The organism is Hymenobacter terrigena, assembly GCF_054776515.1.
The window spans coordinates 373370-388242 of the sequence record NZ_BAAHBU010000002.1 but is presented as its reverse complement, the minus strand read 5'-3'; the positions used below and the strand labels follow the sequence as shown (position 1 = coordinate 388242).

General features: G+C 62.9%; 12 protein-coding genes. 10 read left to right on the top strand and 2 right to left on the bottom strand.

The window, feature by feature from the left end; translation table 11 throughout:
- Positions 1-188 precede the first annotated feature (188 nt).
- The 4 genes from ACYU7Q_RS08520 to ACYU7Q_RS08505 all read left to right on the top strand — a co-directional run bounded on the left by ACYU7Q_RS08520 (position 189) and on the right by ACYU7Q_RS08505 (position 4237).
- Positions 189-1022: a transglutaminase-like domain-containing protein gene (locus tag ACYU7Q_RS08520; protein WP_460609024.1), complete on the top strand. Its 834-nt coding sequence runs from the start codon at positions 189-191 to the stop codon at positions 1020-1022.
- A 151-nt stretch (positions 1023-1173) separates the two neighbouring features.
- Complete coding sequence (locus ACYU7Q_RS08515; RefSeq protein ID WP_460609023.1) at positions 1174-2172, top strand: aldo/keto reductase; 999 nt, start codon at positions 1174-1176, stop codon at positions 2170-2172.
- A gap of 114 nt (positions 2173-2286) precedes the next feature.
- Positions 2287-3174 carry an alpha/beta hydrolase family protein gene (locus tag ACYU7Q_RS08510; protein WP_460609022.1) on the top strand — a complete coding sequence of 296 codons (888 nt, stop codon included), beginning with the start codon at positions 2287-2289 and terminating at the stop codon, positions 3172-3174.
- A 142-nt stretch (positions 3175-3316) separates the two neighbouring features.
- The gene (locus tag ACYU7Q_RS08505; protein WP_460609021.1) at positions 3317-4237 is read left to right on the top strand and encodes a helix-turn-helix domain-containing protein; all 921 of its coding nucleotides are present in this window, start codon (positions 3317-3319) and stop codon (positions 4235-4237) included.
- A 217-nt stretch (positions 4238-4454) separates the two neighbouring features.
- Here ACYU7Q_RS08505 and ACYU7Q_RS08500 read toward each other — a convergent pair whose 3' ends face one another.
- Both ACYU7Q_RS08500 and ACYU7Q_RS08495 read right to left on the bottom strand, forming a co-directional pair.
- Complete coding sequence (locus ACYU7Q_RS08500) at positions 4455-5036, bottom strand: thioredoxin domain-containing protein (RefSeq protein WP_460609020.1); 582 nt, start codon at positions 5034-5036, stop codon at positions 4455-4457.
- 44 nt (positions 5037-5080) lie between these two features.
- The gene (locus ACYU7Q_RS08495; RefSeq protein WP_460609019.1) at positions 5081-5764 is read right to left on the bottom strand and encodes a 4'-phosphopantetheinyl transferase superfamily protein; all 684 of its coding nucleotides are present in this window, start codon (positions 5762-5764) and stop codon (positions 5081-5083) included.
- Between the two features lie 169 nt (positions 5765-5933).
- Here ACYU7Q_RS08495 and ACYU7Q_RS08490 point away from each other — a divergent pair, with 169 nt between their 5' ends.
- The 6 genes from ACYU7Q_RS08490 to ACYU7Q_RS08465 all read left to right on the top strand — a co-directional run bounded on the left by ACYU7Q_RS08490 (position 5934) and on the right by ACYU7Q_RS08465 (position 14873).
- Positions 5934-6860, top strand: a complete 927-nt coding sequence (locus tag ACYU7Q_RS08490) for a WD40 repeat domain-containing protein (protein ID WP_460609018.1) — start codon at positions 5934-5936, stop codon at positions 6858-6860.
- 94 nt (positions 6861-6954) lie between these two features.
- On the top strand, positions 6955-8025 hold the full coding sequence (locus tag ACYU7Q_RS08485; protein ID WP_460609017.1) for a DivIVA domain-containing protein: 1071 nt from the start codon (positions 6955-6957) through the stop codon (positions 8023-8025).
- Positions 8026-8193: 168 nt separating this feature from the next.
- Complete coding sequence (gene folB, locus ACYU7Q_RS08480) at positions 8194-8562, top strand: dihydroneopterin aldolase (protein ID WP_460609016.1); 369 nt, start codon at positions 8194-8196, stop codon at positions 8560-8562.
- A gap of 218 nt (positions 8563-8780) precedes the next feature.
- Positions 8781-9206 (top strand): BlaI/MecI/CopY family transcriptional regulator, encoded by a 426-nt coding sequence (locus ACYU7Q_RS08475; protein WP_241937221.1) that lies wholly within the window; start codon positions 8781-8783, stop codon positions 9204-9206.
- Positions 9193-12105, top strand: a complete 2913-nt coding sequence (locus ACYU7Q_RS08470) for a M56 family metallopeptidase (protein ID WP_460609015.1) — start codon at positions 9193-9195, stop codon at positions 12103-12105. The genes ACYU7Q_RS08475 and ACYU7Q_RS08470 overlap by 14 nt, the downstream gene beginning before the upstream one ends.
- Positions 12106-12296: 191 nt before the next feature.
- On the top strand, positions 12297-14873 hold the full coding sequence (locus tag ACYU7Q_RS08465; protein ID WP_460609014.1) for a DUF5916 domain-containing protein: 2577 nt from the start codon (positions 12297-12299) through the stop codon (positions 14871-14873).

The window sequence follows — 14873 nt, the reverse complement described above, 5'->3', positions numbered from 1 at the left end:
GGCCTCTGCGAGTCCTCGCTACAGTCTATCGCGAGTATGACTTTGCGCTATTAGCAGGCAATGATTGAACTCGCGATGCGCGTGCGCGGACTCGCAGAGGCCACGCTACATCGTTGTATGAAACCCAAAAGGCCGTTCCGCGTGTTAAATTCGGCCCCGCAACCCTAGCGACGGCCGTTTCGCATCCAATGACCAACAAAGAAATCAAAGCCCTAATCTCGCTGCTCGACGACCCGGAAATCGCGCCGCAAATCCAGGATAGAATTCAGAACCTGGGCGAGAGCATAATCCCCTTTCTGGAGGAGTCGTGGGAGGAAACGCTTGATAGCCAGCAGCAGCACCGGCTGGAGGATTTAATTCACCACCTGCAGTTTGAAGGCCTGCAGCAGCGCTTAAAAGTGTGGCGCGAGGCCGGCGCTACCGACCTGCTCGAAGGCATGTGGCTGCTGAATACCTACCAGTACCCCGACGCCGACTACCAGGCCCTGAACCGCGCCATCGAGCAGCTCCGTTTTGAAGCCTGGACGGCCCTGCGGCCCGACATGCACCCCGCCGACCAGGTGCAAACCCTGAACTACGTGATATTCCGGCAGCACAAGTTTGCGGCCAACACCCAGCACTTCCACTCGCCGGCTAACTCGATGCTGCAGCGTGTGATTGAAACCAAGCGCGGTAACCCGCTCACGCTGTGCGTCATTTACCTGCTGGTGGCGCAGCGCCTGCATTTGCCGGTGTTCGGGGTGAACCTGCCCAACCTGTTCGTGCTCACCTTCCGCCCCGAATTGCCGGGAGCCGAGCCGTTCTACATCAACTGCTATAACCGCGGCCTGGTGCTCTCGCGCACCGATATTGAGCACTACGTGTCGCAGCTCAACATCACCTCGAACCCCATTTTTTACGAGCCCTGCTCGCACCTCGACATCGTGCGCCGCGCCATGCGCAACCTGCAAATGAGCTTCGAGCGCCTGCAGGAGCCCGTGAAAGCGGCCGAGGTGGCCGTGCTGCTAAGCATTTTGGAGTAATAAAACGCCGTAGGGTGCGGGGGCAAGCCTTTCAGGTACGACCCCGCACCCTACGGCGTTTTGTGTTGCAGAAACGGGGTTTTGTGTAGGTTCCTCGCAGGGGACGGACCGGACCTTTGAGGCATCAAAAAACCTCAAAAGCAACCCCAATATGACGAGTGAAATCAAACGCGTAGCCCTCGGCAGTCAGGGGCTGGAAGTGCCCGTAGAAGGCCTGGGCTGCATGGGCATGACGGCCGGCATCGACGGCATGAGCGTGTACGGCGAGGCCGACGAAACCGAAAGCCTGGCCACCCTGCACCGCGCCCTGGAGCTGGGCGTCAACCTGCTCGACACCGCCGACCTCTACGGCCCCATGCTGAACGAGCGGCTGGTGGCCAAGGTGCTGCCCGGCCGCCGGGCCGACATCATTCTGGCCACCAAATTCGGCTTTGAGGTGAGCGACGACGAGAAGTTCACGGGCAAGCTCAACGGGCGGCCCGAGTACGCCCGCAAGTCCATCGAACGTTCGCTGCGCAACCTGGGCACCGATTACGTCGACCTCTACTATCTGCACCGCCTCGACCCCGAAACGCCCATCGAAGACAGCGTGGGCATGATGAGCCGCTTCGTGGAAGAGGGTAAGGTGCGCTACCTGGGCTTGAGCGAAGTATCGGGCGACATTCTGCGCCGGGCGCATGCCGTGCACCCCATCACGGCCCTGCAAACCGAGTATTCGCTTTTCGACAGGGGCGTGGAGGAAACCGGCGCGCTGCAGGCCGCCCGCGACCTCGGCATTGGGTTCGTGGGCTATTCGCCGCTGGGCCGGGGCTTTTTGTCGGGCGATATCAAAACCCCCGACGACTTCGAACCCAACGACTCGCGCCGCTGGTTCCCGCGCTACCAGGGCGAGAACTTCTACCAGAACCTGGCGCTGGTGGAAAAGCTGCAAGCCCTGGCCCAGGCCAAAGGCGTGACGGCCGCGCAGCTGGCCCTGGCCTGGGTGCTGGCGCAGGGCGTAGTGGCCATTCCTGGCACCAAGCGCCGCAAGTATCTGGAGCAGAACGTGGCTGCGGCCAGCATTACGCTAAGCCCGGCAGAATTGGCCGAGCTGGAAGCCATCATGCCGGTAGGCAGCTCGGTGGGCGCGGCGTATCCGGAAGGGTTTTAGGCGGCAAGGCTGGCATTCGGAACGGTGAAGTAAAACCGTCATGCTGCAACTGCTGCCACAATGGCGGCTAAGTTTGCCAGGTACCAACGGCCATTTTGCCGAATCCCTTAACCCATGCCCGACTTTGTAGGCTGCCGCACCCTGGAAATCGCCGATGCCGCGCTGGGACTGACCTTCCCGCTGCTCGTGCTGTACCCCAGCAGCATGCCCGGCCGGTCCGAGGCCATCGGCCCCTACACGCTTGACGTGGCGCTGGATGCGCCCATCGAACCCGGCCCGTTTCCGCTGGTGCTGATTTCGCACGGCACCGGCGGAACGCCGCTCACGCACCGGCTGCTGGCGCATTTTCTGGCCCGCAATGGTTTTGTGGTGGGCCTGCCTTGGCACCACGCCAACCACCGCGACGACAACTCATGGCACAACACGCCCGATAACCTCGTGGCCCGGCCGCGCCACCTCAGCCTGGCTATTGATGGGCTGCTGGCGGAATTTGGGGCGGCGCTGCGGCCCGATTGGGTGGCGCTGATTGGGCATTCGCTGGGCGGCTACACGGCCCTGGCCCTGGCTGGCGGGCAGCCCGGCTCGCTCCCGGCCACGCCGGCAGGTGGCACGCCGCAGCCCATCCCCGTCGTGCCCGATGCGCGGGTGCGGGCGCTGGTGCTGCTGGCCCCGGCTACCGTGTGGTACCGGGCGGCCGATGCGTTGCGCAACGTGCGGGTGCCCATCCTGCTCATGATGAGCGAAAAGGACGAATGGACCCCCGACTTCCACGCGCAAATTGTGCTGAACGGGGTGGCCGACCGCCGGCAGGTGCAGCACCGCATCATCGCAAATGCCGGCCATTATTCCTTCTTCAGCCCGTTCCCGCCTGAGCGCACGGGGCCGGCCTTCCCGCCCTCGCAAGACCCGCCGGGGTTCGACCGGCTGCAGTTTCAGACGGAATTGCAGGCCGAAATTCTGCAGTTTCTGTTGCAGCAGTTGCCGCTTGCAGCTGCGGAGTAACGGAAGCCTAAAACCATTTGTCATCCTGAGCTGGCGAAGGACCTTATCACAATTGAACAGCTTGCAGTAATTCTGTCGATGTGAACGTGACAAGGTCCTTCGCCAGCTCAGGATGACAGGAGTTAGAAAAGAAAATTTTTTCATGAAACAGCCGGTCCCCGAAATCCGCGTCCTGGAAACCGTGACGGACTATACCCGCCTGTGCGGGCTGCCCGCGCCGGCCCACCCGCTGCTCACCGTCATCGACCTGGAGCAGACCCGCGGCAACGTGCTGCCCGAAAAGCTGACGCCGGTGCTCCAGCAATTCTACACCGTCTGGGTCAAGAAAAACCTGAAGGGCAAAGTCCACTACGGCCATCAATCCTACGATTTTGGCGAGGGTGTGATGGGCTTCCAGGCCCCCGGGCAGGTGTTTGCCATTGATGCCACGCTGGATATTTCCCAAATCAGCGGCTGGATGGTGGTGTTTCATCCCGACCTGCTGCGCAAGTACCCGCTGGGCCAGAAAATTGCCGGCTACGGCTTCTTTTCCTACGCTGTGCACGAAGCCCTGCACCTCTCGGCCCAGGAAGAAACGGCCCTGGATGCGCTGCTGGATAACATTCGGGCCGAGTACGGGCGGCCCATCGACGCCTTTAGCCAGGATGTGCTGGTGTCGCAGCTCGACGTGCTGCTCAACTACGCCAACCGCTTCTACCACCGCCAGTTTCTCACCCGCCGCAGTACTGAGCACGACCTGCTCAGCCGCTTTGAAGCCCTGCTCACCAATTACTTTGCCGTCGATACCGAGCAGCCGCTGCCCACCGTGCAGCACTTTGCCGATGCCCTGCACGTGTCGCCCGCCTACCTCAGCGACATGCTGCGTACCCTCACCGGCCAGACCACCCAGCAGCACCTCCACCAGGCTCTCATCGAAAAGGCCAAGCGCCTGCTGCTCAGTACCTCGCTCACCATTAATGAAACCGCGTTCCAGCTGGGGTTTGAGTACCCGCAATATTTCACGCGGCTTTTTAAGAGCAAAACCGGGCTGACGCCAGCGGCTTTCCGGTTTTCGGCGCAGTAAATGGGTTTCGCCTGTCATTGCGAGTAGAGCGCAGCGGAACGCGGCAATCCGTCCTCACAAAGCGACCAACTCTGAGATATGACAACGTTTAACAGTAGAAAGCCCCGATACAGCGAAGTATCAGGGCTTTCTGATAAAAGAAAGTGTCTGGTTTTAACAGGAAGGATTGCCGCGTTGCGCTGCGCTTCACTCGCAATGACAGACGACACTTTTATTTCTATCGCTTAATCAAGCAGCCCGCCGCGCGCTTGTCGGCTACGCCGACGGGGCGGCCGGCCAGCACATTATCAAGCACCTGCTTCAAGTACGGCTGCTGCACGCTGCCGGATACCTGGGGGTTATCGTCAATGGCGCCGCGGTAGCGGATGGTGAAGCCGTTGCCGGCCGGCTCCAGCACCACAGCCTCGGCGGTTTTGGTTACGCCGAGCAGGCCGGCCACCTGCTGGCTGGCATCGGTGAGGGTGGGCAGCTCAACTTCGCCGGGGGCAGCGGTGCCCGGCGCATCGATATTGATGGGCACGTTGATGAACAGAAACTGGACGCCCCGGCCCCGGTAGGCGCTGCTGAGCGAGGCCAGCCGCTCCTGATAGAGGCGCGAAAAGGCGCAGGCCGGGTTCAGAAATACCACCACCACGGCCTTGTTCTGGGCGTAGCTTTTGAGGGCAACGTCGGCGTTGGCGGCGGTTTTCAGGGTGAAATCGGAGACGGTACCGCCACCTTGGGCGCGGGCTACGCCCACGGCGAGCGTGACGGCCAGCAGGGCCACGGCGGTCAGAATGGAAATGCGACGGAAAGACATGGCGGGAAGGTAAGACAAAACGGCGCGGCGCAACATGCTCGCGGCTACTCGGCGGGTTCGTGGCAATACGTAAGCACGTAGCCGGGCGCGGGTTGGGTATAGCAAATGCGGTGCCGCGTCTCAGCGCCGCTCAGGACTAACGTAGCGGGGATTTCGCCGGATGCCTGCGGGCTAAATTCGTGGAGTAGCAGCTGTTGGCGGAAAATAATGCCGCGCTGCGCGGCCAGCTTGTACAAGGATTCTTTGGCGCTCCAAAGCAGGGTGTAATGTGCGTCAGCGGCTGCATCGGCGGTGGCGGCGCGGGCGTGCGCCCACTCGTTTTCGGCCAGAAATTTTTTAGCCAGGCGCTGGGCTTTGTCACGGATGAGCTCGATGTCGACCCCGGCGCGGCCACCTTGGGCCAGCACGGCGGCTGCCCACTCGCCGGAGTGCGACAACGACACCACCGTGTCGGCCGGCGCGCCGAGCAGCCAGGGACGCCCGGTGGCGTCGTTCTGGACCAGCGTTTCGGGCGGCAGGGGCGTGGGCAATTCGCCGAATAGCGCGTGGGCCAGCCGGCGGCCCGCCAGCCACTGCGCCTGCCGCCGGGCATCGGCGGTGGCGGGCAGTAGCGGCTGGTACGCTTCTGCGTGGGGCAGGGCGGGCCACAGGTCTTCGGGCGTTTCGGTGAGGTGCCAGAGGCCCAGCACGGCGGTAGGGGAGAGGCGCTGGACGGAATGCAGGGGCATAGGGGAGAGGCTGGATTGGGGAGGGCCTCTTGTCATCCTGAGCTTGCGAAGGACCTTGTCACGCCTGCGCTGCTGGAAATTATGGCAAGCTTTTCGGCTGCAAGGAAGGTCCTTCGCAAGCTCAGGATGACAGACGCTTACAAACAAAGCTACCTTTGCGGCACCTGATATGTCCGAAATCTTCCGCCCGCCCGTCACCCGAATTGCTACGCTCGCCGGCCACCGCGATGCTGTGTACGCCCTCACGGGCGGCCACGCCAACCGCATTTTTTCCGGCAGTGCCGACGGCATGGTAGTGGGCTGGGACGCCGCCGAGCCCGACCGCGACGGCGAGCTGCTGGCCCGTGTGCAGAATTCGGTGTATGCCCTACGCCACTTGCCGGAGCTGGATTTGCTGGTGCTGGGGCACAATTTTCAAGGCATTCAGGCCATCGATTTAAGCCAAAAGCAGTTGGCCCACGCCACGGCCCTCCCGCCGGTGGCCATCTTCGAAATTGTGTTTTCGGCCAGCCGGCAGCGGCTGTATGCGGGTTTGGCCGATGGCACGCTGGCAGTATTGCGCCTGCCTGATTTTCGGCTGGAAAAGCTGCTGCGCATCACCGATAAAAGCCTGCGCACGCTGGCGCTGCACGAACAGCGCGGCGAGCTGGTCATCGGTAGCTCCGACTACCTGACCCGCGTGCTGGACGTGGATTCGCTGGAAACCAAGTTTACACTGGGCGAGAGCACCAATTCGGTTTTCTCCGTGGCCTTCTCGCCCGATGGCGCGCACCTGCTCACGGCCGGCCGCGATGCCCAGATTCGGCGCTGGGACGTGGCTGCCGGCTACGCCCTGGCCGATACCGTGCCGGCCCACATGTACACCATCAACCACCTGGCCTTCAGCCCCGATGGCCGCTACCTGGCCTCGTGCAGCCTCGATAAAAGCATCAAGCTCTGGGACGCGGCCACGCTCACGCTGCTGCGCGTGCTCGACCGTGCCCGCTCGGCCGGCCACGGCACTTCGGTGAACCGGCTGGTTTGGCCGGGCAACCAAAACCGGCTAGTTTCGTGTAGCGACGACCGCAGCTTGGCCGTTTGGGAATTGGGGGCGTAGCTGCGGGCGGTTCTTTGTCAGTTTTCGGGGATAAAAATGCCTGATTCCTGCCTCTGATTTGGACTGCCGCAATGAATAACTGACAATTGAAAAAATGAAACTCACCGCTCTCGATATCCGCCAGAAAACGTTTGAAAAATCCTTTCGGGGGGTTGACAAAGACGAGGTGCAGGCCTTCCTGACCACCATTTCGCAGCAGTGGGAGCGGCTGGGCGACGAAAACCGCGAGCTGCGCCTCAAGCTCGAACATGCCCAACACGACGTGCAGAAAATGCGCGAAGTGGAAAGCAGCCTCTACCGCACCCTGAAAACGGCCGAGGACACCGGCAATAACATCACCGAGCAGGCCCAGCGCGATGCCGACCTGCGCATCCGCGAAGCCCAGTTTCAGGCCGAAAGCATCCTCAGCGAAGCCCGCCAGCGCGCCCGCGAAGTGGTGGACGGGGCCTACCAGCAAGCCGAAAAAACCGTGGCCGATATGCAGCGCGAAGTCGGCGGCCTGGGCCAGGAGTGCCAGCGCCTCGAGCAGCAGCTCGACGGCCTCGTGCGCGACCTGCATCACTTGGCGTCGGATGCGCTGGACAAGGTAGAAAAAGCCCGCAACCGGCCCAAGGGCGGCACGGCGGCCATCCTTTCGCGGGCGGCCCGCGTACAGGTAGAGCGGCCCAAGGAAGCCGCCGAACCCACGCCCGAAACCCCTGCCGCCATGCAAGTCACTTCCTCTTCCGCCGTTTCATCGGCCGCGGCCGTTGCTGCCGCCACGCCTGCTGCCTTCGCGCCCACGTCGTTGGGCCGGGCCGAAGAAACCCTGGAGCGCGCCGCCCAAACCACCGGCTACAACCCCAAGCCCGGCCAGCAGCCCGACCCCGGCGCGCCCGCCCAGAACCCGCACCCCGAAATTGAGCGCCCCGGCGCCCCGGCCGAAAACCCCGGCATCTCGCCCGCCCCGCATATCGACCCGCCCGCGCCCTCGAAGGTGCCCGAGCCCAACCCGCCTTACATTCAGCCGCCATCGCCCGATATTCAGCCCGTGACGCCCCACCATCCCGAAATCGCGCAGCCCGAACCGGCCATTCATCCTGGCCAGCCGGGCATGGCGGCAGCTGCTACATCGGCCCCAGCAGAAGCTGCGGTAGCGGAGAAGTCGTTTTTCGATGAAATCTAGACCGCGGATTTATCGGATTCGACGGATTAGTTGGAATTCAAAGTGGTGAATTGAAGAAAGCCTGTCCTCGGATGGGCTTTCTTTTTTTATGCGCCGACCTTTGCGGTGGCGCTGGTACAAGCGCTGCCGCATCCCGTTCTCCCATTTCACCACCTCACACCTCACCACATGGGCCAAATCGCACTCGAAGGGCTGGAGTTTTTCGCCTTCCACGGCTACTATGATGAAGAGCAGAAAATCGGCAACAAATACGGCGTCGACCTCTACATCAAAACCGATTTGCTGGCCGCCGGCGAGTCCGATAAGCTGCAGCAAACGGTGAACTACGAAGTGCTCTACCGCCTCGTGGCCGAGGAAATGCGCGCCCCCGCCCGCCTGCTGGAACACGTGGCCCACCGCGTGCTCGACCGCATCACGGCCGAACTGCCCGGCGTGCGCAAGGTGAAAATCAGCGTCAGCAAGTTCAACCCGCCGCTGGGCGGCATCTGCCAGCGCGCCCGCGTGACGCTGGTGAAGCGGCGGGGGCAGGGGAAGTAGCCCCGATGTATAGCCGCAACACTTTGCGTCTCTCAATTGAACGACGCAGGTTAAACAGCAGGTTAATTGAAAATTAACCTGCTGTTTAACAGTGGATTAATTCAGGTTTTGGCATTAATACGAAATTTTTCGTAGGTGCTTCTTGCAACTACGAAGGCATTCGTATAATCTTTGCCTTATCCTACGAAATAATTCGTAGTAACCTCGTATCTTTCGACATGAGCAAAGCACCGCCCCCCAAACCTACGGATTCCGAGCTGGAAATCCTGCACGTGCTCTGGCAGCACGGCCCCGCCACCGTGCGGGCCATCAACGACCACCTGAGCCAGCGCCGCCAGGCGGAGGTGGGCTACACCACCACGCTCAAGATTTTGCAGCTGATGCTGGAAAAGGCGCTGGTGCGGCGCGACGACGCCGACCGCAGCCACGTGTACCGCGCCGCGGTGCGCGAGCAGGAAACGCAAGGCCTGCTCCTCGACAAGTTCGTGGACGCCACTTTCGGCGGCTCGGCCCTGAAGCTGGTGATGCAGGCCTTGGGCAGTCGCCAGACCTCGGCCGACGAGCTGGCGCAAATCCGCCGCCTGCTGAATGACATTGAAATCCAGAATTCCACCCCTAATTCCGACGACGATGACCACGCTTGAGCAATTCGTTTCGCCCGCCCTCACGCGGGCTCTGGGCTGGACCTTGCTGCACTCGCTGTGGCAGGGCGCACTGGTGGCGGCTGTGCTGGCCGGGGCGCTGCTGCTGCTGCGCCGTCAGCGGGCCGAAGTGCGCTACGCGGCCTCGGCCGGGGCGCTGGGCGTGGTGGTGGCGCTGGCCGGCATCACATTCGGGCTGTATTTCAAGTCGGGCCCGGCGCAAGGCGTTCTGCTGAGCCCCGGCACCGTTAAAACGCAACAGATGGTGCCAATGAAGCAAGCTAAATCTCCTGCGGCGGGTGTTTCGGTAGCTACGAAAAGAGCAGAGAAAGCAGTGACAGCCGCCAGCAAGGCTGTGCATTTGCACCAGGTTTCGGCTACTGCTGAAAGCCTGACGGCTTCGGACGCCACGCCAGATTGGCTGGCTACCGGCCTTCGGTATTTCGATAATAACCTGCCGCTGCTGGTGGTAGCGTGGCTGCTGGGCCTGCTGGCCATGAGCCTGCGCATGCTGGGCGGCCTGCTGTATGTGCAGCGGCTGCGGAGCTACCGGGTGCGCCCGCTGCCGGCCGTGTGGCAGGAGCGGCTGGCCGCGCTGGCCGCCCGCAGCGGCGTGCAGCGGCCGGTGGCGCTGCTCGAATCGGCGCTGGTGCAGGTGCCGCTGGTGGTGGGCCACTTGCGGCCCGTGATTCTGCTGCCGCTGGGCACGGTGGCGGGCCTGTCGCCGGCTTGTTTGGAGGCCATTCTGGCCCACGAGCTGGCCCACGTGCTGCGCCGCGACTACCTCGTGAACCTGCTGCAAACCGTGGCCGAAGTGCTGTTTTTTTACCACCCGGCCGTGTGGTTTATGGCCAGCTGCGTGCGCACCGAGCGCGAAAACTGCTGCGACGACACCGCTACGGCCTTGGTAGGCGGCGACCCGCTCCGGCTGGCCCGCGCCCTCACCGCCCTGGCCGAGTGGAGCCAGAGCGCCGTGGTGCCCACCGCCCCGCGCCTCGCCCTGGCTGCCATGAACCGGCCCGGGGCCCTGCTACTGCGGGTGCGCCGCCTGGTGCAGCGCCGCCCTGCCGCGCCCACCGTAGCCGAAGGCCTGATGGCCGGCGCGCTGGTGCTGGGCGGGCTGGGCCTGCTGGGCGGCAGCGTAGCCCTGGCCGGCCCGCTGGCCGATAACAACCATACCGCCAAGCCGGCCGCATTCGACTGGCAAACCGGACCCACGCCGCCCGCCAAAGCCGGCGGCGTGGCCGATACCAACAAGCACGCCACCACCACGACGACTACAACCAATACGACGACCGCAACCCCGTCCACCGAAGTGCGTCGCGAAATCACGGTTATCAAGGACGAGGCCGGACCGGCCGATGAGGCTTCGCAAGACGACCCCGGCCGCCCGCCGCGCCGGAAGCGCCAGCAGCGCCGCGTCATCATCAACGGCCAGGAAATGGGGCCGATGCCCTTCGCGGGCAACCCCGGCACGGTGGTGGTGACCAAGGACAAAAAGGGCCGCCTCACCGACCTCGTGGTGAACGGCCAGCACGTGGATGCCGCCATTGGCAAGCCCAAAAAAGACAAGGGCGGTAAAAACCAGCAGGTTGAAATTATCCAGATTGCTCCGGCTCCTGATATGCGGGGCTTTGCGTTCCGCACCGATGGCGGCGATATGGAGCGGCACATGGAGCGCAACCTGAGGCGGAAAGTGGAGGCGGAGAAGGAGTTCAATCCCAACTTCAACCGGAATTTCCAGTTCAATTTTCCGGACATGAACGGGGCGATGGATGGCGCGTTCCGCAGCATGGCCCCCGGCGGGTCGATAAACCGGGTGTACCGGCTCAAAACCCTCAACGGCGGCCAGGACCCCGAAACCAGCCGCGCTACCATCGACGCCCTGCGCGGGGCCGAGCGCGGCCTGCGCACCGCCGCCGCTACCAAGGGCCTGAGTGCTGCCCAGCGCAAGGAAATCAACAAAGAGCTGGAGAAAGTGCGCGTTCAGCTGAAGCAGGCCGAGAGCACGGCCTCCTCGGGCCGGCAGCTGCGAATGAACGGCGACCAGGACGCCGACATGCGGGTGCATCAAAAGCTGATGCTGGAACACAACCAGCTGATGCAGGAAAACCGGCAGGAAATGCGGGAGCGCCAGCAGGAAATCAAGGAGCGCATCCGGGAATCGCAACAGGAACTGCGCGACCTGGAGCAGGACCGCAACCAGACCGACCAGGACCGGGCAATGGCCGACCGTGACCGCATTCAGGCCGAGCGCGACCGGCGTCAGGCCGACCGTGACCGTGCTCAAGCTGACCGCGACCGTGCCCGGGCCGACCGTGACCGCGACCGCGCCGAGCGGGACCGCAAGCTCAATGAGGGCCTGATTGACCAGCTGCAAAAGGACGGCCTCATCAAGGACAAGGATAATTTCCAACTGCGCCTCACGCCCAACAGCATGACGGTGAACGGCAAAGACCAGTCTGGCAAAGTGCGTGACAAGTACCTGAAGCTGTTCGCCGAAGCCAACGGCCGCACGCTCAGCGGCAACGACGTGATAGTAATCCGCCGCAACGGCCGCAGCGATACCAGCTTCAACATGAGCCCGGCGCCGCGCCCGCCCCGGCCGCCACGCGCGCCTCTGGCCCCGCTGGCCGCTCCGCCGGCCCCGCCGATGATGGATTTGCCGGCCCCGCCCGCGCCTCCTACGCCGCCCCGCGTCGACACGGAGGAGTTGCGGAGTGAGCTGCGCAAGGACGGCATCCTCGGCGCCAACGAGAAAAACCTGCAGTTCCAGCTCAACAATTCGGGGCTGACGGTGAACGGCAAAAAGCAGTCGGACGAGCTGGCGGCCAAATACCGCCAGCTCACCGGCCACGCCGAAGATAAGAAATTTAATATGTCGATTTCGACTCAGGAATAGGGGCGAAGCAGACGCAAAAAGCCGGTTTTTCTCTGGATAAACCGGCTTTTTTGTGCCCAATTATTTTCAGGTCATCTGAAAAATTGCCCGCCTGCAAGCAACTTTTCCACCTCATTCCGCATCTCTTGGCCCTTCCGAAAGCCATTCTGTTTCGGACTAATGTTATGCGCTGTTTTTTACTGCTTTGTTGGTTGAGTCTTCTGATTGGGGTGGCCCGTGCCCAGAAAGCGCCGGCGGCCGCACCCGCCGCTACCGATGCTGCCCGGCCGGCTCCCAAGCGTCAGTTGCAGGCCACGCGCATCAGCACCCCGCCCAAGCTCGACGGCCTGCTGGACGAGGCCGTGTGGCAGTCGGCCCCCATCGCCACCAAGTTTTATGAGCTGGAGCCCACGCCCGGCCCCATCGAAACCCACCCCACCGAAGTGCGCGTGCTCTACGACGATGCCGCGATTTACGTGGGCGCCATCATGCACGATGTGTCGCAGGATTCCATTTTTCGGGAGCTGAGCGCCCGGGACAATATTGGCAATTCGGACTGGTTTGGGGTGTTTTTCGATACCTACAACGACCATCTGAATGGCTACGAATTCATCCTGACCTCGGGCGGGGTGCAGCTCGACGCCCGGCAGTCGCCCACCAACGGCGAAGACGGCAGCTGGAACGCCGTGTGGGACTCGCGCACCGCCCTGCGCGGCACCGACTGGATAGCCGAAATCCGCATTCCCTACTCCGCCATTCGTTTCAGTAAGGCCACGGAACAGGTGTGGGGGCTGAATTTTGGCCGGCAGCGGCGCAGCACCCGCCAGAAGTTTTTCTGGAACGAGGTGAAGCCCCAGGTCGATGGCTTCGTGAACCAGTGGGGCGAGCTCACCGGCCTGCGCGACCTCAAGCCGCCGCTGCGCCTCTCGCTCACGCCCTACGTGAGCGCCTACGTCAACCACTACCCCTACAACGAGCAAGGCAAGCAGAACACCACCACCACCTTCAACGGCGGGGCCGACGTGAAGTGGGGCATCAACGAAAGCTTTACGCTGGATGCCACGCTGGTGCCCGATTTCGGGCAGGTGCAGAGCGACAACCAGGTGCTCAACCTCTCACCCTTCGAGGTGCAGTACAACGAAAACCGGGGCTTTTTTACCGAAGGCACCGAGCTGTTCAACAAAGGCGGCCTGTTCTATTCGCGGCGGGTGGGGGCGCAGCCGCTGGGCTTCGGCAGCGTGGGCGCCCAGCTGCGCACCGGCACCACCGACGTGGATGGCAAGCGCCACGCCGGCGAATTCATCGTGCAGAACCCCGGCATCACGCGCCTGCTCAATGCCACCAAGGTGTCGGGCCGCACCAGCAAGGGCCTGGGCGTGGGCATTTTCAACGCCGTGAGCAACGACGTGTACGCCACCGTGCAGGACAGCACCACCGGCCAGCGGCGCGACATCCTCACCCAGCCGCTGAGCAACTACAACATCGTGGTGCTCGACCAGAGTCTCAAAAACAACTCCTACGTGAGCCTGGTGAACACCAACGTGACCCGCGCCGGTGCCACCTACGACGCCAACGTAACCGGCGGCCTCTTCAAATTCGCCAACAAGGCCAACTCCTACGCCATCAACGGCCGCGTGGTGTACTCAAACCGCCGGGGCAAAGCCTTCGGCTTGCAGGACGAAGTCTCGGACCGCGACGGCTACAAATACTACCTGAACTACGGCAAAATCTCGGGCAAATTCACCTGGAACATCGACCACGGCATCGAGTCGCACTCCTACAACCCCAACGACCTCGGCCTGCTCTTCGCCAACAACAACATCTCGCAGTCGGCCAACGCCAGCTACAACATCTACACGCCGTTCTGGAAGGTTAATAAGCTCTTTACCTACGCCACCGTGGCCTACTCGATGCTGGAGCGCCCCACGCTCTACCAGGACATGGGCGTGTACCTGGGCGGCAACACCACCTTCACCAAAAACTTCCTTACCACCGGCATCAACCTCGACGCCGCGCCCCTCACCCGCGACTACTTCGACCCGCGCCGCGCGCCGCTGGGCAAATACTACGTGCGCAAGCCCGCCAACTTCGGCGTCAATGGCTTTTTCTCCTCCGATTACCGCAAGAAATTTGCCTGGGATATCAACTACGGAGCCCGCTTCTTCACCGCCGATGGCGACCGCACCGGCCGCAATACCTACGCCCTGAGCCTGGGGCCGCGCTACCGGGCCAGCAACCAGCTCAGCTTCGTGTACTCGCTGAGCTACGAGCGGCGGCTGAACCAGATTGGCTACGCCGGCGGCCTCGACACTTCTGACTCCACCGATGCGCCCGTGTTCCGCCGCTTCGGCGGCGACCAGGGCGACGTGCTCCTGGGCCGTCGCAACGTCACCACCTTTACCAATACCGCCACGGCCACCTACACCTTCACCAACCGCATGTCGTTCAACATCCGTCTGCGGCACTACGTGAGCAACGTGCACTACCGCGACTTTTCGCGCCTGCACCCCGACGGCGTCGAAACCCCCGAACCCACCTACGACCGCAACCGCGACAACACCTTCAACGCCTTCAACATCGACGCCGTCTATTCCTGGTGGTTCGCGCCCGGCTCCCAGGTCAGCATCGTCTGGAAAAACGCCGGCGCGTCCTTCTTCGAAGCCAACGCCGCCACCCCGCTCTACTTCGACAACCTGAACAACACCATCAACACCCCGCACAATAACTCGGTGTCGGTAAAAGTGCTGTATTACCTCGATTACCTGGCCCTGCGCCCCCGGCGCGGGTAG

Bases quoted from the DNA above. Each gene is read 5' to 3' on its own strand.
- folB (WP_460609016.1), top strand. From the start codon at position 8,194: ATGGGCCAAATCGCACTCGAAGGGCTGGAGTTTTTCGCCTTCCACGGC.
- ACYU7Q_RS08520 (WP_460609024.1), top strand. From the start codon at position 189: ATGACCAACAAAGAAATCAAAGCCCTAATCTCGCTGCTCGACGACCCG.
- ACYU7Q_RS08495 (WP_460609019.1), bottom strand. From the start codon at position 5,764: ATGCCCCTGCATTCCGTCCAGCGCCTCTCCCCTACCGCCGTGCTGGGC.
- ACYU7Q_RS08505 (WP_460609021.1), top strand. From the start codon at position 3,317: ATGAAACAGCCGGTCCCCGAAATCCGCGTCCTGGAAACCGTGACGGAC.
- ACYU7Q_RS08515 (WP_460609023.1), top strand. From the start codon at position 1,174: ATGACGAGTGAAATCAAACGCGTAGCCCTCGGCAGTCAGGGGCTGGAA.
- ACYU7Q_RS08490 (WP_460609018.1), top strand. From the start codon at position 5,934: ATGTCCGAAATCTTCCGCCCGCCCGTCACCCGAATTGCTACGCTCGCC.
- ACYU7Q_RS08510 (WP_460609022.1), top strand. From the start codon at position 2,287: ATGCCCGACTTTGTAGGCTGCCGCACCCTGGAAATCGCCGATGCCGCG.
- ACYU7Q_RS08475 (WP_241937221.1), top strand. From the start codon at position 8,781: ATGAGCAAAGCACCGCCCCCCAAACCTACGGATTCCGAGCTGGAAATC.
- ACYU7Q_RS08500 (WP_460609020.1), bottom strand. From the start codon at position 5,036: ATGTCTTTCCGTCGCATTTCCATTCTGACCGCCGTGGCCCTGCTGGCC.
- ACYU7Q_RS08485 (WP_460609017.1), top strand. From the start codon at position 6,955: ATGAAACTCACCGCTCTCGATATCCGCCAGAAAACGTTTGAAAAATCC.
- ACYU7Q_RS08470 (WP_460609015.1), top strand. From the start codon at position 9,193: ATGACCACGCTTGAGCAATTCGTTTCGCCCGCCCTCACGCGGGCTCTG.